Annotated in this window: 20 protein-coding genes; 8 read left to right on the top strand and 12 right to left on the bottom strand. The window is 57.1% G+C overall.

All coding sequences use genetic code 11. The annotated features are described in order from the left end of the window. Positions 1-2: 2 nt before the first annotated feature. Genes BOSE62_RS10405 through BOSE62_RS10420 form a run of 4 tightly spaced genes read right to left on the bottom strand, consistent with a single transcriptional unit; the run spans position 3 to position 5,141 of the window. Positions 3-1,211: an amidase gene (locus tag BOSE62_RS10405; protein ID WP_159645710.1), complete on the bottom strand. Its 1,209-nt coding sequence runs from the start codon at positions 1,209-1,211 to the stop codon at positions 3-5. Beyond that, a complete protein-coding gene (locus BOSE62_RS10410) occupies positions 1,208-2,569 on the bottom strand; it encodes a phenylacetate--CoA ligase family protein (RefSeq protein ID WP_159645713.1) in 1,362 nt (453 codons plus the stop codon). Before BOSE62_RS10410 ends, BOSE62_RS10405 begins: the two co-directional genes overlap by 4 nt. Beyond that, on the bottom strand, positions 2,566-3,873 hold the full coding sequence (locus tag BOSE62_RS10415; protein WP_159645716.1) for an MmgE/PrpD family protein: 1,308 nt from the start codon (positions 3,871-3,873) through the stop codon (positions 2,566-2,568). The genes BOSE62_RS10410 and BOSE62_RS10415 overlap by 4 nt, the downstream gene beginning before the upstream one ends. After that, complete coding sequence (locus BOSE62_RS10420) at positions 3,870-5,141, bottom strand: MmgE/PrpD family protein (RefSeq protein ID WP_159645719.1); 1,272 nt, start codon at positions 5,139-5,141, stop codon at positions 3,870-3,872. Before BOSE62_RS10420 ends, BOSE62_RS10415 begins: the two co-directional genes overlap by 4 nt. 26 nt (positions 5,142-5,167) lie before the next feature. Here BOSE62_RS10420 and BOSE62_RS10425 point away from each other — a divergent pair, with 26 nt between their 5' ends. Next, the gene (locus BOSE62_RS10425; protein WP_159645722.1) at positions 5,168-5,920 is read left to right on the top strand and encodes a GntR family transcriptional regulator; all 753 of its coding nucleotides are present in this window, start codon (positions 5,168-5,170) and stop codon (positions 5,918-5,920) included. Between the two features lie 5 nt (positions 5,921-5,925). Here BOSE62_RS10425 and BOSE62_RS10430 read toward each other — a convergent pair whose 3' ends face one another. The 5 genes from BOSE62_RS10430 to BOSE62_RS10450 form a co-directional block, all read right to left on the bottom strand. Continuing rightward, the gene (locus BOSE62_RS10430) at positions 5,926-7,008 is read right to left on the bottom strand and encodes a CaiB/BaiF CoA transferase family protein (RefSeq protein WP_159645725.1); all 1,083 of its coding nucleotides are present in this window, start codon (positions 7,006-7,008) and stop codon (positions 5,926-5,928) included. Positions 7,009-7,012: 4 nt separating this feature from the next. After that, positions 7,013-8,206, bottom strand: a complete 1,194-nt coding sequence (locus tag BOSE62_RS10435; protein ID WP_159645728.1) for a CaiB/BaiF CoA transferase family protein — start codon at positions 8,204-8,206, stop codon at positions 7,013-7,015. 82 nt (positions 8,207-8,288) lie between these two features. Then, a complete protein-coding gene (locus BOSE62_RS10440; RefSeq protein WP_159645731.1) occupies positions 8,289-9,470 on the bottom strand; it encodes an acyl-CoA dehydrogenase family protein in 1,182 nt (393 codons plus the stop codon). Between the two features lie 24 nt (positions 9,471-9,494). Further along, a complete protein-coding gene (locus tag BOSE62_RS10445; RefSeq protein WP_159645734.1) occupies positions 9,495-10,004 on the bottom strand; it encodes a MaoC family dehydratase in 510 nt (169 codons plus the stop codon). 2 nt (positions 10,005-10,006) lie between these two features. Next, entirely contained in the window at positions 10,007-10,849 is an 843-nt protein-coding gene (locus tag BOSE62_RS10450) for an HpcH/HpaI aldolase/citrate lyase family protein (RefSeq protein ID WP_159645737.1), read from the bottom strand. A gap of 109 nt (positions 10,850-10,958) precedes the next feature. Here BOSE62_RS10450 and BOSE62_RS10455 point away from each other — a divergent pair, with 109 nt between their 5' ends. Further along, positions 10,959-11,867 carry a DUF1838 family protein gene (locus tag BOSE62_RS10455; RefSeq protein ID WP_159645740.1) on the top strand — a complete coding sequence of 303 codons (909 nt, stop codon included), beginning with the start codon at positions 10,959-10,961 and terminating at the stop codon, positions 11,865-11,867. Between the two features lie 71 nt (positions 11,868-11,938). On the opposite strand, the gene BOSE62_RS10460 is transcribed toward BOSE62_RS10455, so the two are convergent. Continuing rightward, positions 11,939-12,622: a hypothetical protein gene (locus BOSE62_RS10460; protein WP_159645743.1), complete on the bottom strand. Its 684-nt coding sequence runs from the start codon at positions 12,620-12,622 to the stop codon at positions 11,939-11,941. Positions 12,623-12,869: 247 nt separating this feature from the next. On the opposite strand from BOSE62_RS10460, the gene BOSE62_RS10465 reads away from it, so the two are divergent. From BOSE62_RS10465 to BOSE62_RS10485, 5 genes are all read left to right on the top strand, one after another. Continuing rightward, positions 12,870-14,156 (top strand): MFS transporter, encoded by a 1,287-nt coding sequence (locus tag BOSE62_RS10465; protein WP_159645746.1) that lies wholly within the window; start codon positions 12,870-12,872, stop codon positions 14,154-14,156. Next, complete coding sequence (locus BOSE62_RS10470) at positions 14,156-15,706, top strand: FAD-binding oxidoreductase (protein WP_236553982.1); 1,551 nt, start codon at positions 14,156-14,158, stop codon at positions 15,704-15,706. The genes BOSE62_RS10465 and BOSE62_RS10470 overlap by 1 nt, the downstream gene beginning before the upstream one ends. Before the next feature lie 104 nt (positions 15,707-15,810). Beyond that, positions 15,811-16,866, top strand: coding sequence for a nitrilase-related carbon-nitrogen hydrolase (locus BOSE62_RS10475; protein WP_236553984.1), 1,056 nt, complete (start codon positions 15,811-15,813; stop codon positions 16,864-16,866). Next, positions 16,863-18,095, top strand: coding sequence for a class I SAM-dependent methyltransferase (locus BOSE62_RS10480; protein ID WP_159645755.1), 1,233 nt, complete (start codon positions 16,863-16,865; stop codon positions 18,093-18,095). Before BOSE62_RS10475 ends, BOSE62_RS10480 begins: the two co-directional genes overlap by 4 nt. Beyond that, positions 18,092-18,454, top strand: coding sequence for a hypothetical protein (locus BOSE62_RS10485; RefSeq protein ID WP_236553986.1), 363 nt, complete (start codon positions 18,092-18,094; stop codon positions 18,452-18,454). The genes BOSE62_RS10480 and BOSE62_RS10485 overlap by 4 nt, the downstream gene beginning before the upstream one ends. Positions 18,455-18,469: 15 nt before the next feature. Here BOSE62_RS10485 and BOSE62_RS10490 read toward each other — a convergent pair whose 3' ends face one another. After that, on the bottom strand, positions 18,470-19,162 hold the full coding sequence (locus tag BOSE62_RS10490) for a hypothetical protein (protein ID WP_159645758.1): 693 nt from the start codon (positions 19,160-19,162) through the stop codon (positions 18,470-18,472). Positions 19,163-19,271: 109 nt separating this feature from the next. Here BOSE62_RS10490 and BOSE62_RS10495 point away from each other — a divergent pair, with 109 nt between their 5' ends. After that, the gene (locus BOSE62_RS10495; protein WP_159645761.1) at positions 19,272-20,000 is read left to right on the top strand and encodes a hypothetical protein; all 729 of its coding nucleotides are present in this window, start codon (positions 19,272-19,274) and stop codon (positions 19,998-20,000) included. A gap of 97 nt (positions 20,001-20,097) precedes the next feature. Here the strand turns inward: BOSE62_RS10495 and BOSE62_RS10500 are convergent, their stop codons facing one another. Beyond that, positions 20,098-21,120, bottom strand: coding sequence for a zinc-dependent alcohol dehydrogenase family protein (locus tag BOSE62_RS10500; protein WP_159645764.1), 1,023 nt, complete (start codon positions 21,118-21,120; stop codon positions 20,098-20,100). Between the last annotated feature and the right edge of the window lies 1 nt (position 21,121).

Consider the following 21,121-nt stretch of genomic DNA (forward strand, 5'->3'; position numbering starts at 1 on the left):
CTTCATTGTCGATAAAATGGGGATGGTTGGCGATAAGCGGACAGGCTTTTGTCCAACCTGGTCGCAAGCTGCAGCAGGCCCGCTTCATTGCCCGCCGCACCGATCAGCTGCACCGCTACCGGCAGGCCCGAATCATTCCAGCCGGCCGGAATGCTGATCGCCGGCAGACCGGCGATATTGGCAAGACAGGTGAAGTCCGCCTGATTGGCGGGCGCCCGGTCGGTGTGACTGAATGCCGCCTGTGGCGCGGTCGGCAGCAGGATCGCGCCGTGCTGATCCACCACCGCGTTTACCGCCTCGCTGACCTCGGCCAGAATCATCCGGTCCTCGGCGAGATCGGACGGACTGCGGTCGGGGCCAAAGCTCAGCAGAAACTTGAGATGGTCGGATATTCCGTTCGGATCTGTCGCCAGCAATTCCGTGAGCGATTCGGACAGGGCGAGAGAGGTTGCGATAAAGCCCGCATAGCGGATGCGGGTGAGCGGATAGGGCAACGAAAAACTGTCCGTGGCGTTCAGAAATGCGCTGACTTTGCGATAATTTTCCAACACCGGGGGTTCGCATTCCACGCCGCCAAGATTTTCCAACAATGCAATATTTTCAATGGCTTGTGCGCCTCCCCAATCCATCAGGACTTGCGAACATGCTTCCAGCTCTTCCAATGAACGCGCCATCGGACCGATGCTGTCGAGCGTCGCTTCGGCAATCTCCAGGCCGTCCTGACTGATCGCGCCACGGGTCGGCTTGAGACCATAGATGCCGCAATAGGCAGCCGGAATCCGCACCGATCCCATCGTATCGGTGCCCAGCGCCACATCGCAGAGGCCGGCCGCAACCGCCGCCGCGCTGCCACCGGAAGAGCCGCCCGGCGTATAACCAATCCGGTGCGGATTCTGCGTCGCACCGAAAAAGGGATTGTCGGTCTTTGCGCCCAGCGCCGCCTCTTCCATGTTGAGCGTTCCGATGATCGCCGCACCCGCCGCCCGAAGTCTCGCCACCGCGTCGGCATCCCTCGTTGCAATACGCTCGCGAAAGCCGCCGATCCCGCCAGTCCACGGCAGCCCTTCGACCGCAATATTGGCCTTGATACCTATGGTCATGCCACGCAACGGCCCCTCGCCAGGGCGCGCGCTTTCGTCAAAGTCGACAAAGGCGTTCAGTTCGGCATCTGCCGCTTTGAGATCGTTCCACCGGATCATCAAATTGTTCACAACCCCCGTTCGTCGATCAGCCGTATCGGCTTTTGGCGCACATCGATCTGGCTGGCGGCAGCGGTGCCGCCAACGCCGACCAGTTCGATCCCGATCTCGATGCCCAGGCCCTTGCGCAGCAAGTCGGCAAGCTGGGCCGTGTCCGACCCGCCGCGGCTTTCGAGCACCACTTTCATCTCGTCCCGGCCGCTTTCGTCCCGGCTAACATAGCAGATATATTCACCGGTCAGGTCTGGCCGGTTCTCGATAATCGAACCGATTGCATGCGGGAAGATATTGATCCCGCGCAATTTCACCATATTGTCGCTGCGCCCCTTGAAGCCGGCAATCCGCTTGAACACCATGCCGGTGGCATTGGTATCGGTCCGCTCTTCTGTAATATCGTGGGTGTTGAACCGAATGCAGGGCGCGATATCATCCTTGAAGAGACAGGTTACCACCATATCCCCGGTTTCTCCCGGTGTTACCGGCTGACCGCTGTCCACATCCAGCAACTCGAGATACTGGGCATCTTCCCATACATAGAGGCCATCACGGTCCGGGCCTTCGCCGGCGATGCTGCCGGTATCGCCTACCCCGTACCAGTCATAGGCTTTTGCCCCGTGCCATGCGGCTTCGGTCGAGGCCCGGTCTTCGGTACCAAGATGGCCGATGATCATCTTCAGGTTGATCCGGTCGAACAGTTTTTCCGCCTCGGCAACATCAGCCAGCTTCCGGACATAATCGACGAAACCGACCATACAGGTCACGCCGAAATCGGCCATCAGATTGACCTGGTTGATCGAGCGGGTCTCGATGCCCGTCCCCGCACTCAGAAACAATGAGTTGGTGAAGTGGGTAACCGATTCGCGAATATAATGGCCGCCATTGATCATCCCGTGCCCGTAGACCGACTGGACCACATCATCCCGGCCCAGCCCCATCCAGCGGTACATCCGCCCGACCAACAAATTGGTGATCTCGCGTCCTTTCGGGCCGAACATCAGCGGTTGCGGACGGCCCGTTGTCCCGCTGGTCGTATGGAAAACCACCGGGGTATCGCCGCGTCCGTCAAAGTCGCCATAGGGCGGATGCTCGCTGACCGAAGCCATCAGATCGCTCTTGTCATAGACCGGCAGTTTCGTGATGTCGGCCAGACCTGTGATGTCACCGGGTTCCAGCCCCTGCGCTCCCCAAAGCCGCTGGTAAAAGGGAATCTCCCACCCGCGTTTCATCAGCTTTAGAAACTGCCTGTCCTGCATCGCGTAAAGCTCGTCACGGGACATGGCGGTGTAGCGGCGGACGAACGCATCACCGACAGGATATTGGTCCAGCATCTGCTTGGCGTCGAAAGTTTCGAAATAGGTTGGAAAAGTCATTGGGGCTCCGTGGCATAAGCTAGAGGATGGTTAAATATGCGGGGGTCGCAATCGCTATTGGCCAGGCTGCGCGCGAGGTCGCGCTTGGATCTGGCCTGTGCTTCGGACATCGGCGCGGAGGGGCTGCCAAGATTGTCAGAGATTATGCGTTCAATTCTGCTGCCATCGCTCATGCTGATGGCGAGAGACTGCGGTGCCAGGGCGTTCTGGTCCGGGTTGTCGTCGATCCGCACCGTTATTTTCCGGCCAAGGGCCAGCAAATCCGGATTGGCAAACTCCAGCGGGGTGAAGCAGCGCGGATCAATGATCCGGTCCCGCAGCATCAAGGGAATCAGAAACGGCAGGCACAGCCGCGCGTAGCGGGGAGAAATGTCCGCCTTATGAGGCCGTCCCACCAGCCGGTGAATCAGTGGCGGGGCGGTGATATCAACCGATGTCACCTTGTCCGGATCGAGCGAACCGTCGCGGAGCAATTCATCGATCGCACCGAGAATACCGTGACTTGCGCGACCGGATGGAAAGGGCTTGATGCTGACTTCATCGATCAACCATCTGGATCCGATGATTTCGCCATAGCGGGAAAGTTCGCCCGGTTCGAGCAGACTGAAATAGCCGAATGGCCCTTCCAGCGCGTCATGCGGACCGTCCATTCCCGATTTGACCAGATCGACCGCGCAAATGGCCGCACGGGATGCATTGGCAATTTGCAATGGCAGGGCGATCGAGGCCTCGACATGCGCCTGCATCGTTCCCGAAGCCTGCGAATAGGCAAGTCCGAGAATATCGGGAAACTTGTTCGCCGCAATGCTTTCCAGTCGCGCCACGGCCAGCGCGGCACCGATGACTCCCGCGGTCGCCGGGCGAAAAAACCGCATGCCACCGGTCGCTGCAATGCCAAGGCCGCTGGCAATATCGACACCGACAGCTAGCGCAGTAAGAAAATCGTCCGGATCACAACCGCCGGCCCGATCCACGGAAGCTAGCAAAGCCGCGGTCACCACCGACATCGCGTGGACAACGGCCGGCTCGTGCACCGCATCCCATTCCAGGCAATGGATAGAAAATCCGTTGAACCAGGCCGCCGATGGCGCGGCCAGTCTTTCATCCGATCCCAGCAATCGCGCCTGCTCGCCATTGCCCCACCCGCGCACGGCGCCGAGCATGTTCAAAGCCTCCTCAGAGGTCGCGCCGGCTGCACCGCCTGCCAATGTATCGCCCAGCAAACGCAGACTATTTGCCCGGGTATTTTGCGGAAGAACATGATCCGCAACGGCAAAATCGATAATTTTCCGGGTCGCGGTCATGACAGCCAATCCGACAGCATCTTCCGGATAGCCTCAGGATCCTGACCTTTTAGCGCTAGATAGACAGCACGGTCCGCTTCCGCTTCCGGCAGGCCGCCCCATGCGATGAGCGACCACGCTTTCTCGACTATGCCCGTTTCCGAAAGCGGCCGCTCGGGGTCCCCCAGCGTGTCGGCAATCTCCACCGTCTCGCCGGCGCAGGTGATCCGCGCGCCATAATGTCCGGGATAGCGTCCGGTGATATCCGACGCCTCCGAAACCGTCACGAGGCTACGCGCATCAGCCAGCTCCGCAATGGCACCACTCTCAAAATCGGCGAGCCGCGGCGTGCCCTTGCGGGCAACCAGTGCAACCGCATGCTGGATCGAGAATTTTGCGTCAATCACGGATTGTGGATCCGGCCGGTCACAAAAGGCGATCGCATCGGCATAGGTCTCAACCAGAATATCTCCCTCCAGCGCGCCGAGCTTAGTCTTGAGTTCCAGCGCCGCATCAATCGCCGGATGGGCATGGCGACAGGCACCCCAGGGTTTGAAGCTGACCTCGTGAATCCGCCATTGCTCCGGGAAAGTCATCGGCTTGGGGTTTTCGCAGGTAGCGGCATAAAGCCCTTGCGGCCCCTCCAGAATGAAGCGCGGACCTTTTATGCCGTCCCAGGCATAACAACAGGCATTATTCCCTGTGTTATGCGCAGCAACGATATGCCATTGTTTGGTATCGCTAACTTCGTTTCGCATTTGCCATAGACCACCGGTAACAGATCCGGCCAAGCCGAACGCGGCGGTCATTGTTTCGATTTCCTGAGGAAAGTTGCCAGGTGAGTTATCATCATAAGCCCAAAAGGCTGCAACCGCTCCAAACACACCGGCGGTGGCCGTGTTGTGATAATGTCCATAATGTGCGGCATCAAAGGTTGATCCTACCGCGATAGTGGCTTCGTACCCCTTTACCGCGCGATCCAGAGTATCGTCCATGCTCTCCGGGAATGCCGACAATGCCGCTGGCCAGACAATCGGACCCGGATGCAGTATCGACATGCGATGGACATCATCCATCTCGAGTAAATTTCCGAACCAACGGCTCATGTCCAGCGGGTCTTGTTCAACATCAACTTTGTGCACTATCGTGCCAGCGATCTCGCTCCGCCGCGCGCCCGCGACGCATCCCAGCCAGTCGAGCAGATGCAATCTTGCCCGCTGTCTTGTCGCTTTGTCGACAGGTCGCATCAAATGGGTTGCGAGTTTCTCGGTCAGGCTCTCTTGCGTCATCCCGCTACCCGTCTTAAAGCGTTACCATGTCCGGACAAAAAAATATAAAATCCAAGAAAAAGAAACCGCGCTATCTCGAACTGGCGGATGAATTGCGCGAAGAAGTATTGCGCGGCGACTATTCCGACCCCGGAGACTTTCCGACCGAGTCGGTGCTGTGCAAGAAATTCGACGTTAGCCGGTTTACGGTTCGTGAAGCGCTGCGCAAACTCACCGTTGAAGGCCTGATCGCTCGCAAGCGCGGATCGGGTACCATCGTCCAGCCTGCGACAGCCCGCGCCGGTGCCTTGCACCAGCCGCTCAGCAACGTCGGCGAGATTTTGCAATATGCGCATGATACGGCGATCAGTTTCGAGAAACTGCCTGCGCAGGAAATTCCGCTCAAGATTGCCGAACAGATCGGAGTGGGCTCGAAGAAGAAATGGTTTGTATATCACGGCAAAAGACTGAAGCCGGGCCGGAAACGCCCGATTGCCGTAACCGTCGTCTGGCTGAATCCGGAGCTTGCGGGTATCATCGACAAGATTGACATCAATGGCGCCACGCTTTTTGGCCAGATCGAGGAACATGCCGGCGTCACCGTCAGCCGGGTGACCCAGGATATTCAGGCGATTGCCGCACCGAAAAATTTCGCGGGCGATCTCGGGCTTGAGGAGGGCGATCCGATCCTGAGAATCCTGCGCTGCTTTTTTGACGAAAATGACCGGCTGCTTGAAATTTCGGCCAGCTACCATCCTGGCGAACGTTTTGCCTATTCGATGCACATCGAGGTGGACTGAACCGCTCATTCGGACAGTTCCGGAGCATCGGATGGCTGCCATTTCTCATCCGATCTAAACCGGAAAGCGGGCGCGATCTGGTGTGAACCACCGGCTTCGACCAGCAGTCCTTTTTCCCGCACGAAATCCTGGTCCAGCGCTTCGCGAAAATCGAGAACGGGCGAGAAGGCAACATCCTTGTCGGCAAACCACGCCACCCATTGATCACGGCTCTTTGTCGCAAATGTTTCACGGAGAAAGTCCGTCAGCGCCTGTTGCATTTCTCCCGCGTCCATCTCGGCCAGCGGCAGCAGGTCCGTCCGGTCGAGCGCGGTCAGCAGGCTCTTCGCAAATTTCACTTCGCGGCCACCCAGCACGACGTGCAAGCCATCAGCAGTCCGGTAGACATTGTAAAATGCAGCACCCCCGAGCGACCGCTGCGTCCGGGATGTCGGAGAGTTTCCACCTTGGATTGCCTCGCCGGCTATATGGGCGCACCATGGCAGCATCGCATCGAACATAGCAATATCGACATAGTCGCCCTTGCCGCTCTTCTCGCGGCCGATCAGCGCCATCAGCACCGCCGACAAGCCGTTCAGTCCTGCCGCCATGTCAGCGGACGGAACGCCCGGTACGACCGGCATGCCGTCCGGACCGTCATTGACCGAGAGGAAGCCCGAAAGCGCTTGCACCGCCAGGTCATGCGCCGGGTGGTGGGCCATCTCGCCTTCCTGGCCGAATGCCGAAACGGAACAATAGACAATACGCGGGTTCTTCGCCGCGACCGCATCATAATCGAACCCCAGGCGCTTCATGACACCGGGCCGGAACCCCTCGATCATTACGTCGGCATCCGCCAGCAACTGCCAGAGCCGCTCGCGACCCTCATCCGACTTCAGGTCCAGTGCCAAAGCCTGTTTGCCACGATTAAGATTGCGGAACCAGACCGACTGGCCGGCCTCGACCGGTTCCATGGCCCGGGCAGGGTCTCCGGTCGGCGGCTCGACCTTGATCACTTCTGCGCCATGGTCTGCCATCATCATGGTGAGCATCGGACCCGGCAAAAACAGCGAAAGGTCGATAACTTTTATGCCCGATAATTTACCCATCTGATCAAATCACCCCGCCGGCACGAAGTTTTGCAATGGCGTCACCATCGAAACCGATTTCGCCCAATATGGCATCGCTGTCGGCTCCTAGCAGAGGGCCGGCCTTGTTCGGCAGGCGTTTCCCGTTCATCTTGATTGGGCTGGACAGGACATCCATCGCCGGGTTGTCGGGATGATTGATGGTGTCGCGCATACCGATGGATTTGAGCCACGGATTGTCGAGTGCCTGATCGAGCTCGTAGACCGGCGCAATCGGCATATGCCCCTGCAGTTGCTCAAGCCAGTAGGCAACGGGTTTCTCGGTGAATACCGCATCCAGCAGCCCTGCAAGCTCGGCCCGATTGGCGAGGCGATTGGCCGGTGTATCAAAACGCGGATCAGCGATCAGTTCGCTTTGCCCGATGCGTTCGCACAGGATGGGCCAGAATTTCGGAATCTGCGCCATTACGAACATCCAGCCGTCGGCTGCCTTGAACATCTGGCTCGGTGTCGCCGAGGGATGAGCCCCGCGCGGCGCGCGCCCGGTGATATCGCCTTCGTTCATATACCAGAGCGCCGGATAGCTGGTCTGGTGCACCGCCGCCGACAGCAGATCTACATCGACATCGCAACCTTCTCCCGACCGCTGGGCGTCGAGCAGGGCGGCAAGCAGGCCGACCGCCATTTGCGTTCCCGACATGAAATCGACCATCGAAAGACCAAAACGCACCGGCGGTCCGTCGGGCTCGCCCGTCAGGGAGCAGAAGCCGGCTTCCGCCTGCATCAGATAATCATAGCCCGGCCATTTCGCTCGTTCATTGTCGCGACCATAGGCCGAAACATGGGCGCAAACGATGGCCGGATTGACCGCTTTCAGGGAATCATAATCGAGCCCGATTTTGCCTGGCACGTCGCCGCGCAAATTATTCGCGACGACGTGCGCATCCTTGACCAGCCGGCGCAGGATTTCGATACCTTCATCGGTGCGAAGGTCCAGAGTCAAGGAGCGCTTGTTGAGATTGAAGCTCTGGAAATAAAGACTCTCCTGTTCGCGCAGCCAGTGCGGTCCGACATGCCGCGCCGTATCGCCACCCTTCGGTGGTTCGATCTTGATGACATCGGCACCCAGCTGGGCGAGGAACATCGTGCCATAAGGCCCAGCCCCATATTGTTCGGCAGACAGAATGCGGAAGCCCTTGAGAGGTTGTTTTACGCTCATGATGAAGTGATGTCCCGGCGACCGCCCGGATCTCCTGAAGTTTGCAAAGACAGGTAATAAAATTCCGGCTTTCCCGATCCCATCAGGCCGGATTCCTTTTCACCCATTGTTTCGAGATGATCATGCGCTGCATTTCATTGGTTCCCTCGCCAATACACATCAGGATGGAATCCCGATAATAACGCTCAATGTCATATTCTTTCGAATAGCCATAGCCACCATGGATCCGCAGCCCTTCCTCCGAATTGCGCACGGCTGCTTCGGAAGCGAAATATTTGGCCATGCCGGCTTCCATGTCGCAGCGCTCGCCACGATCATAAATTTCCGCGGCATCCAAAGTCAGCAGCCGGGCGGCGCGAGCCCGGGTGACCATCTCGCCCAGTTTCAGCTGGATCGCCTGATGCTCGCAGATCGGCTTGCCCATGGTTTCGCGCAACTGTGCATATTCTGTTGCCAGCCGCAATGCACCATCGGCCAGTCCGACGCCCCGCGCAGCCACGTTGATCCGGCCAAGCTCGAGACCACCGGTGGCCTGGAAAAAACCATGGCCTTCAACACCGCCGATTAGATTTTCTGCGGGGATACGATAATTATCGAACGTCAGCTCTGCGCTGTCGATCGACTTGTAGCCCAGCTTGTCGAATTTCTTGCCGACGCCAAAACCTTGCCCCTTGGGCGCGATCATCAGGCTCATTCCCTTGTAGCGCGGATCGGCCTTGGGATCGGTCTTCACCAGCAATGCGAAACACTCGCCTTTGATGCCGTTGGAAATCCAGGTCTTGGTGCCGTTGATCACATAATCATCGCCATCACGGGTTGCCACGGTGCGGATCGCCTGCAAGTCAGTGCCGGCATTGGGTTCCGTCAGCGCCAGTCCGCCGCGAATTTCGCCGCTGGCAAATTTGGGCAGCCATTTCGCTTTCTGCTCCCCGGTTCCGAAACGTTCGACCGCGGCCGCCATGATCAGATGGGAATTGACGATTCCGGTGATCGCCATCCAGTAGGAGGAAATATAGGCGATGATCTTGGCGTAGGTGGTCGCGGGCAGACCAAGGCCGCCATATTCCTCGCCGATGGTCGCACCGAAAAGCCCCATTTCTGCCATTTGTGCAACGAGCTTTTCGGGCCAGATATCACCGTGGTCATGCTCCATCACCACGGGTTTGACTTCGCCTTCGACCCATTTCTCGATCGCGTCCATGAAGGCGCGTTCGTCGTCGGGATCGATCGTGCGGATTTGATTCATCTTTGCGGCATTGGCCATTTTCATATTCCTTATTCGCGAAATCTAGTCGTCAGCGCCGCCGAAGCCACGTTTCCAGATCAACATAGTCCGCTCGAATGTGCACACGATCTTGTCATCCTGGTTTTTGCCGATCGTCTTCACCGTGACGATGCCCTGCTCGGGCCGGGAAGACGACTCGCGCTTGTCGAGCACTTCGCTCTCTGCATAAAGCGTATCGCCGGGAAACAGCGGATGGGTAAGGCGGATCTTGTCCCAACCAAGATTGGCAACCGCCTTTTGGCTGGTGTCCGAAACGCTCATTCCGACCATCAGTGCAACGGTCAACGGCGAGCAGACCAGCGGCTTCTTGAATTCCGTCTTCTTCGCGAATTCATAGTCAAAATGGGCCGGATGGGTGTTCATCGTCAACAAGGTGAAATGCACATTGTCGGTGTCGGTAATCGTCCGGCCGGGGCGATGCTCGTAAATGTGACCAACTTCGAAATCCTCGAAATAGCGGCCAAATGTCTCGCGGAAACGTCCGGGACTGACTTCAATAACTCCATCACGCATAATTATGGTTCCTTATTTTCAAGTTGGTCTGAGGAGACGGATGCCACGATCCGCCGATATCTTTCCATGACGGGCGCTTCCAGCATTCGGCCATTATGGCTGATTGCCCTGGCGCCGGCCTGTTCGAAGGCGGCCAACGCTTCGCGCGCTTCGGCAATTTCTGCTTCACTTGGACGCATGGCCGAATCGATCGCGGCCAGCTGCCTTGGATGTATCGCGGCTTTGGCATGGAAGCCCATGGCCTTCGCCCGGGCGCATTCCTCGGCGAGACCCGATTCGTTTGCCATGTCGATATAGGGGACATCAATCGCTACTACCCGTGCCGAAGCGCAGCACATGATGAAGGCTCCTCTCGCGGCGAACAACGGCTCCCATTCAAGCTTCGTCCCCAGCTCTGCAGAGAAATCACCCCCGCCAAACATCATTGCGGTCACCCCTTTGGACGCCGCTATGGCATCGCCGGCACGCAATCCTTTGACCGTTTCAATCAGCGGAATCAGTCCTTCGACCCGGTCGCCGATAATATTCCATACGATTTCGACCTCGGCCGGACTTTCGACCATTGGCAGGAAAACAAGCGATGGCGGATGATCGGTATGGGCCAGTGCCAAAAGGTCGGCGAGACCCGCCTCGGTTCTTAATCCGTTGATTCGGACCGCCGTTTTTTTCCGCTCGATACCGGCAAGAGCTGTCAGCACAGCCTCCCTTGCTATGTCCTTTTGATCGGACGGAACCGAGTCTTCTAGGTCGATACAGATCAAATCTGCGCCGCTCGCGACCGCCTTTTCAAAACGCTCGGGGCGGTTTGCCGGGACGAAAAGAAAGTTGGTGAATGTGATAATCATGTCCAATGTTTGAAATTTCGATATTGCCCCTTCACAATTTGTCCGGACAAATCTAAAGTCAACCTGAAAGTGAAATTAAATCACCCAATTCACTTCCGGAGAACAGTCCATGAAAGCAAATTTTAAACTCGCAATCACACTGGCAATCGGTGCCGCAACCACTTTGGCAGCGCCCGCCGGGGCGCGTACGCTGGATCCCGCCAAGCCGGAAGATGCGCTTGAAATCATGAAGCGCACACAATGTGGCGAGGCCGATGGTGTGCCAGCGGTTTATTATTGGTCGGGCAAGGTCTATTCGCGCGTCAGCGGCGAACCGGACCGACATTTGTTCAATGGCGAAGGCATGAATATCCGCCAGTGTGTACGCGTCGAGGATCCCAAGCGCGGGGTTGGCTATCGTCAGGTCAGCCGCGAAGTCATGTTCTATCTCGATCCGGCAACCAACGAAGTGCTGCGAACCTGGAAAAATCCTTGGAGTGGCGAAACAGTTGATGTCATGCAGATCGCCAACGATCCCGTAAATGGCCGCCCGAGCTTTCCTTATTCCGCCGACGGAAAGCCCTTTACGATCTCGACGTTGCGGAAACAGGGAAAATGGCTTTTCCTTCCTATGGAAGTGCCACTTTTCTATCACAATGTTCTGGCGGGTGACTTTCAGGATTATGTCGGCAATAAATATCACGCGATGGAGATTTTTGACTTCGCGATGCTGGCCGACGAAATGCTCGACACCAAATATCCGACGGCCTATCCGACCATAAGCTGGGTCCGTATTTCCGACTGGATGCCCTGGATGAAAATGCGCGGGCGTCAGGGTCAAATGGTGTTCAATGCGATGGGCGCGAAGCTGAAGAAATATGATGACCTGCCAAAGGTGATCAAGGACGAGATTGCACTGAATCATCCTGAATATACCGCACCGCCGCCAGGCGACGATCCGCGTCCCAATGAAACGACCTGGACCGTATTCAAGAAAATGATCGACGCCGAACGGGCCGCAGCGGCTGACGAAAAATAATCGGCAGAAACTCTCTTTTCCCTGGAAGGCCGGTCGGCAGACCGGCCTTTTTTTTTGCCTCCGCCTTGCGGCTAATATGGCTTGATATTGCCAAGAAATGCTGTTGCCAAGAGCAGCAAATAAACGATCCAGACCCAGATACGGGTCCGGTTCATGGTCGCCAGCAAGGGAATTTCTGTCTCGTCCGAAGAGCCTTCCGCAATCAGCTTGCCAAGCTGCGGCCCCACCGGCCTGAAGGTCAGGTCGATCATGATTGCGGCGGCAAAGATCAGGCCGAACATCAAGGCCTTGGTCGCCAGCCATGCGGGAGCCAGGGGGCTGCCCAGCGCAAGGGAGACCAGCCCCAGACCGAGATAGAAGATGGTAAGACCGATGGTCAGGAGCGATTCGATCTTGCGATCGCGAGCAGCCCGATCGGTCTGGTCATGACGATGCGCGTCCCAGACCAGCCATAGCCAGCCGCCGCCAACAGCCCATGCCACGACCAACGCCCAGACGGGGAGGTCCCACCAGCCACCGGCATCGACCATGGTCAGGGTTAACGGCACCATGAGCGCCCAGGCAGAGCGCGGTACCATGTCGAGACTAACGAGCAATCGCAGCAACACCAGCCGCTGCGGCAGGTCATATTGTTCCCGCTTGCGGAAGTGCTGCCCCAACATGAAGACACCGACATCTGCCCCCAGCCAAAGAACAAACAGGATCATGTGCAGAAACACCAGAAGCTGGTAAAAACTGATGATCATGAAATCCATAATATTATTTTCCCAATCCTTTTTACCTCAAACCGGCAGGCGGATGCCGCGTTTTCGAATCAATACCTTGGCAATCTAGCCTCACCCGACAATATTATCCGGACAAATATCGCGCCCATAGTCTGGTAACCGGACCCGCCAGCGCCGCTCGAACCAAAGACGCGCGTTTCGGTTCGCCTTTTTTCTGCTGGTATAATAGACTGACAACGGTATAGTTGTCCGGACAAATTATGGGTAGTGAATTTCAATGGTAGCAACCACAGAAGAACGCAGTGAATTTGCTCTGGGCTGGAAGGTGCTGTTCGCCAGTGTGCTGGGCGTTGCTTGCGGCGCTTCCCCGATTCCCTTCAACGTCATCGGTTTCACGGTAGAACCATTGATCAGCGAGTTCGGCTGGACTCGCACCCAGATTCTCATGCCGATCACTATTTTCGGTATCATCGCATCGCTGCTGGCACCATTTTTCGGCTCTCTGGCAGACAAATATGGGGTCCGAAAAGTCGCGCTTTATTCACTCCTGGCCTTTGGAATATCCTTCGGAATGATTGCGCTCACCCCAGCAGCGAAAGTAGCCTCCACGCTATATATCTATTATGCCTTGTGGGTACTGGTTGGCCTGGTCGGTATCGGTTCGACGCCAGTGAGCTGGAGTCGTGCGATCAATCTGTGGTTTTACAGGCATCGCGGTCTTGCTCTGGGAATTCTGTTGATGGGAACGAGCCTCGCGGCGATTGTTGTGCCCAAGTTAGCGGTCTGGGGAATCGAAAATTATGGCTGGCGGTCGATGTTTGCGATTATCGCTATCCTGCCATTGTTCATCGCCCTGCCGCTGGGATATTTTCTGTTTCGCGAACCGCGCACAGACGAACGCCCGCAAGCCATTACCAGCGCCACCGGACATCTGACCGGCGTAACGCTCGGCAGCGCGCTGAAGGATTATCGCTTCTGGCTGATTTGGGTGTCGATCGCGATCATCGCGACTGCTTTTGGCGGAGCTTTTATCAACATGCCGGCGATGTTGTCGGATCGCGGACTGGAAGCGCAAACCGCAGCATCGGTGATGGGCGTGCTCGGAATCGGAATTCTGACGGGACGCATCATCACCGGAGCGCTGCTCGACCGATTCTGGGCAGGGTTTGTCGCCTTTCCGCTGCTCTGCCTGCCGGCGATTTCCTGCTATATATTGCTAGGCGGAAGCATCACTTTTCCGATGGCTGCGCTAGCCGGCTTTCTGTTGGGCTTCGCTGCCGGCGCCGAGAGCGATCTGATCGCCTATCTCACCGGACGTTATTTTGGCATGGCCCATTATGGCAAGATTTACGGCATGCTCTATATGCCGTTCGGATTTTTCTCGGCCCTTTCGCCGATCCTATACGCCAATGTGAGGGATACGGCCGGAAGCTACGATCCGGTCCTTTCTGTGGCTGTGTTTGCTTTCGTCGCCGGCGGCAGCTTGCTGTTGTTGCTGGGTCGCTACCCCGACAACCTGCCGGAAGCATCCGTTTCTAACAAACTCGCGACGGAGGCAAGTTGATGGCAACCAAAATCCATTCTGATGCAATCGATCAGATTGCCGACACTGGCGTAACAATATTGACTGACTCCGCATCGCTCGATTTTTACGCCCATGATATCTACGAACGTGGCGCAGATCTGCTCGCAGTGGTTAGGCCCAGAAACAAGGATGAACTGGCAGCAGCTGTAGCGGCGACCACTTCGCAGGGCATCGCGGTCATTCCGCGTGGGGGCGGGATGAGCTACACCGGCGGTTACATATCCAGCCAGCCGGGAGCCGTACTGTTCGATTTTGCCGAGATGAACCGGGTTCTCGAGATTGACGAGACCGACCGGACGGTGACCGTCGAAGCGGGCTGCACCTGGGCGGAATTATACAAAGCTTTGCAACCAAAGGGATTGCGCACTCCTTTCTGGGGAACTTTGTCCGGCCTCAAGGCCAGCATTGGCGGCGGAATGAGTCAGAATGGCATATTCTGGGGATCGGGCCGCTACGGCACTGCGGCACAAAGCTGTGTTGCGATGGAAATGGTGCTGGCCGACGGAACGATCATGTGTACCGGCGCAAAATTCAGCCGGCCTTATGGCCCCGATCTGACGGGCATTTTTCTGGCTGACACAGGCGCTCTGGGAATGAAAGCGACAATCACGTTACGTCTGATCCCGGAAGCGGAAGCCCATGGCTACGCAAGCTTCAGTTTTGAAAATCACGCCCATACGCTCGCTGCCATGGCCGAAATCGAGCGCGCCGGCGTCTCTACCGAATGTTTCGGATTCGATCCCAGCCTCAACGCCATTCGCATGAAACGCGACAGTCTGGCCAGCGATGCCAAGGCACTGGGCAAGATGATGAAGAAGCAGGGTTCGGTCTGGGGCGCGATCAAGGAAGGCGCAAAGGTTGTCGCGGCAGGACGAGACTTCATGGACGAAGCCAAATTCTCGTTGCACGTATTGACCGAAGCGCGTTTGCAAGCAGCGGCCGATGATGATCTTGAGCGCGCTCGCACGATAGCTTTGGCCCATGGCGCAACCGAAACCGAAAACACAATTCCCAAGATCATCCGCGCAAACCCATTCGGACCGCTCAATTCGATGCTCGGCCCCGAAGGACAGAGATGGGCTCCGATCCACGGTTTGCTGCCGCACTCCGGGGCAGTTGCCTGCTATGATGCAATCAATGCGCTTTTTGCCCGTCACAAGAAAGAAATGGACGGACTTGGTATTTTCCCCGGCACCCTGATTTCGGCAGTGGGCGGATCGGGAACGATCATAGAACCTTGCCTGTACTGGCCCGATGCTCCAAATCCGCTGCACCGCGATACGGTGGAAGACAACCATTTAGCGAAATTGCCGGAACTGGAAGCCAATCCAGATGCCTGGGCATTCACCCAGCGGATGAAGCAGGCATTGGTCGATCTTTTCTACGATCACGGCGCGGTTCACTTCCAGATCGGCCGGACCTACCGCTATCGGGACAGTCTTGATCCGGCTGCCGATGCCTTGCTCGTCGATCTCAAGAAATCCCTCGATCCCCGCGGTCTGATGAACCCGGGATCGCTGGGTCTCTAGGGGCGATGGATTTAGACCGCAGACTGGTTCTGGCAGCGGGGATATGGGCGTCCGCTCCAGCCAGACTGTTGGCGAGTGAACGAAAGAATGACAGTGAAAAAGATATGACAGATATGAAAACCTATGCCGCCGTCGCCATGCAGCTTGCTGCACGATCCGTGGAAAAGGCACCCGACAAGACAGCAGCGCGCGCACAGATGATGGCGATGATAGCGGAAATTGAAAGCAAGATCCGTTCCGCGACGATTTTCATCCAGCAATATGCCGGCAGCCCGGTCAAACTCGCCGTATTGCCGGAATATTTGCTGACCAGCTATCCCGGGCGCATTTCGATTCCCGATTTTGCCGACAAGGCAGCGCTGGAAGTAGACGGGCCGGAATATGAAGCGCTCGGTGCGATGGCCCAGCGATTGCAAATGTTCATTGCAGGAAATGCCTATGAAGTGGACAGGAATTTTCCCGGTATCTACTTTCAGGCCAGCTTCATAATAGCGCCATCCGGAGATGTGGTATTGCGCTACCGCCGCCTGAATTCCATGTTCGCTCCTACCCCGCATGATGTGTGGTCGAAATATCTCGATATTTATGGACTGGACGGCGTATTCCCGGTCGCCAGAACCGAAATCGGCAATCTGGCCGCCATCGCTTCTGAGGAAATTCTCTATCCGGAAATTGCCCGTGCGCACGCGTTGCGCGGAGCGGAAATCTTCGTCCACAGCAGCTCGGAAATCGGCTCGCCGCTCGACACGCCCAAGGATATCGGCAAGCGGGCAAGAGCGCAGGAGAATATGGCCTATGTGATTTCGGCCAATACCGCGGGGATAGAAAATACCACGCTTCCCCTCGCGTCGGCCGACGGCAATAGCATGGTCGTGGACTATAAAGGCAGAATACTCTCCGAATCCAACAGCGGCGAGACCTTTACCGCTTTCGCCGACATTGATCTCGGCGCCCTGCGCGCTGCACGCCGCAAGCCGGCAATGACCAATTTTCTCGCTCGCCAGAGGCTGGAGCTCTTTGCTGCAACTTATGGAGAAATACGGATACAAGGCGCAAATGGTCTGATGAAAGACGGAAATGCGCAAATTCCTGACCGCGACTATTTTCTGCGGGCCCAGGAAGAGGTGATTGAACGCATGATCAAGGATGACCTGATATGAGTGATGACAGCAAGCTCGATGTAGCCCCTCCCTATAACGCTGTAGCGCGACATGGAGTGTCGCCGATAGCATCACATGATGAAAGTGCGCGTTTTGATTTTCTCGCCAATTTCAACAAATTCATGTCCGGTGCGCTCTCGCCCGGCAACAAGCTCGCTTATGACCTCCGCGTGTTGCCAAAGTTCGAGAAGGAGCAAGGCCGCGAGCCGAAAGACCGGTTTGAGATCCGGCGTGCGATGAATGAAGACCCGTTCCATCAATTCTGGTCTGCCCTGAAACGGAATTCCATGGAGATGCGCCAGCAAAACGGGCGGGCAATGGTTTTGCGCCAGATCGACGAGCTCAACGCAAAGGCGCGGCAGTATAACGAAGGCCGCGAGACGCTGGAGCTACATCCCGAAATCGAGGTTCCCCGCTATCAGAGAGCGGTCGACATCCATTGCATGCCCGGCAGCTATCATGGCGAAGAGCATCCCGGAGATATTTCCGCGGGTGCAAACTATGATTGCGGAATTTTTGCCACCACCGCGGGTGGCCTCGGAGCGCTCTCCGATGGCGGCGGGCAGGCATTGGTCGAGTGGATCAGGAAGACCCGTCCGGGCTGGGAGCCACGCCGCATGCTCGATATCGGCTGCACCGTCGGTCATAATATCGTGCCGCTAGCGCTGGCATTCCCGAACTGCGAATTTATTGCGATCGATACCGCCGCACCGATTCTGCGCTACGCGCATGCACGGGCCCAATCTCTGGGCGCGACCAACATCAGATTCATCCAGGCAAACGCCGAAGATCTGTCGCGCTGGGACGACGAAACGTTTGATTGGGTACAGACAACGATGTTCCTGCACGAAACCAGCGGCAAATCACTCCCGAGAATACTCTCCGAAGGCTATCGTGTGCTCGCCGACGACGGGTTGATGCTGCATCTCGAACAGCCGGAATATCATGAAGGCATGCCGTTGTTCGAGCAATTCCTGCGCGACTGGGATGCGTTCAACAATAACGAACCCTTTTGGTCATCGATGCATTCGCTCGACATGAAGGAGGAAATGGTTGCTGCAGGTTTCAGTGCCGGGGAACTATTCGAAACCGGTGTGCGCGCCGTTGTTGACCGGGACATTTTTCCTGAAGCACCTACCGGTGAAGACGAGGACCACGGCCGTGCTGCCTACTGGCATGCCTATGGGGCCTGGAAAAATTCAAACGAAATGCAGGAGGCAGCAGAGTGAGCGACGCAGCATTTGACTGGATGGCGGCAGCCAACAAAAAGGCCAAGGGCAAGCGACCTGAATATTTTGCGAACCCCGAAGACGACAGAATGCTGTCAATCCTGATGGCGGTGGTCGGTGAGGTTTCGGTGCTGCGCGAACGGATGGACACGGTCGAACGGTTGCTGGAAACCAAGGGCGCGATTTCGCGGGACGATATCGAAAACTATGTCCCAGACAAGCAGGCCGCCTATGAGCGCGGCGCGATGATCCGCGAATATATTTACCGTGTCATGCGCGGCCCGCACCAGATGGTAGATGAGCTGCGGCAGGCCGAGCCGCCGGTGGAAGACATCAGCCGGGAACTCAGGAGAATCTGAGCGCCCGGCGATCTTCTAGAAGGGCTTTACGGCTCCGAGGAAGCATACACCGGAAATTGTAATCCAGTAGATATAGGCGGAAATACGCGCTTGGGCGATTTCTCTTTCGAGTGCAGCTTCCTCCACCGCATCTGGACCTTGGGCCAATATCCGGAACCGTTCTGTCCAGCGCCGCATGACGAGCCGCAGGAACAGACCTATACAGAGTGCGAAGGCATAAAGTGCCATTTTGGCCGGATACCAGTGGTTTCCTTCACCCGATTCAATCGGTCCAGCGCCTTGGAAGGCCATGAACGAAACGACGAACAACCCGAGGATCAAGGGATAGCGCAATTTTTCCTCGAGCATGGTAACGGTGATCCCGATATCGGTCTCGCGCTTGATAAATGCCGTCCAGGTCATCGCCAGCCAGATCGCAAAGAACAACCACATCCACCAGATACCGGCACCTTCAAGCAGGGGTACAAAGCCATAAAGCTTGCCCATGTGAAGACCCAGCGGAAGCAACAGGACAATGCCGGTGCGCGCCAATATGTCGATGCGGTAGGCGGTTTCCATGTGCCGCTTGCGCTCTTCGAGAGAAAGATTGCGGTTTGTGACGTTATAGCTGGTCTGGAACACACCCCATTCCCCGCCGAGCCAATATACCATCGCCAGAATATGTACCCAGCGTAAAATGCTCAGTTCATTCACGGTCAGAAATTCCATAGCCTGCGCCCCCAATCTGTCGCTCAAAAGGATTTGGTAATTTGTCCGGACAAATTCCTCTTGGCAAGCGAATAATCGGCTGGCATGACAAAAACAAGGAGAAATTGTTATGAAGCATCGCATCATCGAAGGGCGCCTCGAATATACCTCGCGCAAACCGGAAATGCAGGGCCAGAACCGTGGCTTTGAGACATTCATGTTCACGCGCCATGGGGACGGCAAGGTGACGATGCGCGCACATTGCGAAATTTACGAACCGGAGCCGACGGTCATGCGCGACATCATCTATGCGCTCGATGAAAAGGACCAGCCGATGGACCTGCATGTCCGGCTGACGGTCGGCGATGCTTTCATGGGGTCCGGCTGGATGCGTTTTGATGGCAGCCATATCGAGATGGAAAGTTACGGCCCCTCGATCGGTCGCCTCTCGCAGCGGGTGGAAGCGCAGCTGCCGCTAACCGGCTTTGGCACCCATCCCATCGTTTCCGACGGCTATATGCTTGCCCTTCAGGACTGGGAGACGCAGGATAAGCGACTGCTCAATTGTTATTTACCCTCCCCCGATCATCGCGGCGCAACGCCGCCGCAAATCGCGCAGGTGAAGATCGGTGCCGTCTATCTGGGCAAGGAAGAAGTGACGGTGGCAGCCGGAACCTTTGCCTGCAAGCATCTGCAATTTGTCGATGATGCCAGTATCGTTCCGGGAACGGGCGGCATGGCCGGCGAACACCCGCCCTACGACGTCTGGATCACCGACGACGAGGATGGCATCTTTGTCCAGGGCGGGGTCGGCGGCTATATGATGACCTGGTATGAACTGGTGGATCTGAAGCGCTGAACAGCGACCTCGCGAGAGATTATATTCTGCCGGTTCCTCATCATCACCGGACAAGACCTGATGCCTTTGCTCCCGTCCCGCCACCGCAACCGGGCGATCAGTCCATGCGGATCAGAATTTTGCCGAAATGCGAACCGCTTTCCAGATGATGGAATGCGTCCGGCGCATCACCGAAGGAGAATTTCCTGTCCACGGGATTGCGAATGCCATGTTTCGCGACAACGGCCACCGCTGCGGCCGTCATCGCCCGGCTGCCAGAAGCGAGTCCCTTGATCGTTATATTCTTGCCGATCATTGCGCCCTGACTGGCGCTGGCGGTAGCCTGCGGTGTACCAGACAGGGCGCCCAACGTGCCGATACGACCATTGACCGCCGTAGCTGCCACCGTCTCGCCCAGGGCCGGAAAGCCCAGCGTGTCGACGACGACGTCGGCACCACGGCCTTCGGTCTGTTCGAGCATTGCGGCTGCCCAGTCCGGTCGATCGCGATAGTTGATGACATAGTCGGCCCCCATTTCCTTCGCCCGCGCCAGTTTTTCCTCACTGGATGATGTGATCGCGAATTCGGCACCGAGAGCCTTTGCCAGCTGCAGTGCAAAAATCGACACGCCGCCCGTCCCCTGGGCGAGCACCAGCTCTCCCGGTTCGACCGCACCGAATGCCACCATCGCGTGCCACACCGTGCCCGCGACAACCGCCAGTGACGCGGCCGTCTGCTCGTCGACCTCCGTGGGCAATCTTATCGCCGCACTGGCTGGCAGGGTTATTTTCTCGGCCAGCCAGCCATCGGCAGTGACGCCCAGATCGGCCGCAAAAATAGCATAATTATAGGGACCGTCGATCCAGTTGACGAAATGCGGCGCAATCACCCTATCACCGACCTGAAATTGTGAAACATCTTCCCCAACGGCTTCGACCACGCCCACACCGTCGGACAGGGGGATGCGATGCGGAGGCAGATCTCTGCCATAGTCGCCACGTAACACCATGAGATCGCGGTGATTGAGACCCGTTGCTGTCACCCGGAGACATATTTCGCCAAGGCCGGCTACCGGGTCGGTCCGCTCCGCCATACGCAATCCTTCAATCCCGGTGCGCCCGCCAATTTCCCAAACCTTCATA

The sequence above is a fragment of the Sphingorhabdus sp. 109 genome, from assembly GCF_902506555.1.
Taxonomy (GTDB): Bacteria; Pseudomonadota; Alphaproteobacteria; order Sphingomonadales; family Sphingomonadaceae; genus Parasphingorhabdus.

Coding starts and splice junctions, on each gene's coding strand:
- BOSE62_RS10475 (WP_236553984.1), top strand. CDS start 15,811: ATGACAGATATGAAAACCTATGCCGCCGTCGCCATGCAGCTTGCTGCA.
- BOSE62_RS10435 (WP_159645728.1), bottom strand. CDS start 8,206: ATGAGCGTAAAACAACCTCTCAAGGGCTTCCGCATTCTGTCTGCCGAA.
- BOSE62_RS10480 (WP_159645755.1), top strand. CDS start 16,863: ATGAGTGATGACAGCAAGCTCGATGTAGCCCCTCCCTATAACGCTGTA.
- BOSE62_RS10470 (WP_236553982.1), top strand. CDS start 14,156: ATGGCAACCAAAATCCATTCTGATGCAATCGATCAGATTGCCGACACT.
- BOSE62_RS10445 (WP_159645734.1), bottom strand. CDS start 10,004: ATGCGTGATGGAGTTATTGAAGTCAGTCCCGGACGTTTCCGCGAGACA.
- BOSE62_RS10410 (WP_159645713.1), bottom strand. CDS start 2,569: ATGACTTTTCCAACCTATTTCGAAACTTTCGACGCCAAGCAGATGCTG.
- BOSE62_RS10495 (WP_159645761.1), top strand. CDS start 19,272: ATGAAGCATCGCATCATCGAAGGGCGCCTCGAATATACCTCGCGCAAA.
- BOSE62_RS10420 (WP_159645719.1), bottom strand. CDS start 5,141: ATGACGCAAGAGAGCCTGACCGAGAAACTCGCAACCCATTTGATGCGA.
- BOSE62_RS10500 (WP_159645764.1), bottom strand. CDS start 21,120: ATGAAGGTTTGGGAAATTGGCGGGCGCACCGGGATTGAAGGATTGCGT.
- BOSE62_RS10490 (WP_159645758.1), bottom strand. CDS start 19,162: ATGGAATTTCTGACCGTGAATGAACTGAGCATTTTACGCTGGGTACAT.
- BOSE62_RS10460 (WP_159645743.1), bottom strand. CDS start 12,622: ATGGATTTCATGATCATCAGTTTTTACCAGCTTCTGGTGTTTCTGCAC.
- BOSE62_RS10455 (WP_159645740.1), top strand. CDS start 10,959: ATGAAAGCAAATTTTAAACTCGCAATCACACTGGCAATCGGTGCCGCA.
- BOSE62_RS10430 (WP_159645725.1), bottom strand. CDS start 7,008: ATGGGTAAATTATCGGGCATAAAAGTTATCGACCTTTCGCTGTTTTTG.
- BOSE62_RS10465 (WP_159645746.1), top strand. CDS start 12,870: ATGGTAGCAACCACAGAAGAACGCAGTGAATTTGCTCTGGGCTGGAAG.
- BOSE62_RS10415 (WP_159645716.1), bottom strand. CDS start 3,873: ATGACCGCGACCCGGAAAATTATCGATTTTGCCGTTGCGGATCATGTT.
- BOSE62_RS10450 (WP_159645737.1), bottom strand. CDS start 10,849: ATGATTATCACATTCACCAACTTTCTTTTCGTCCCGGCAAACCGCCCC.
- BOSE62_RS10440 (WP_159645731.1), bottom strand. CDS start 9,470: ATGGCCAATGCCGCAAAGATGAATCAAATCCGCACGATCGATCCCGAC.
- BOSE62_RS10425 (WP_159645722.1), top strand. CDS start 5,168: ATGTCCGGACAAAAAAATATAAAATCCAAGAAAAAGAAACCGCGCTAT.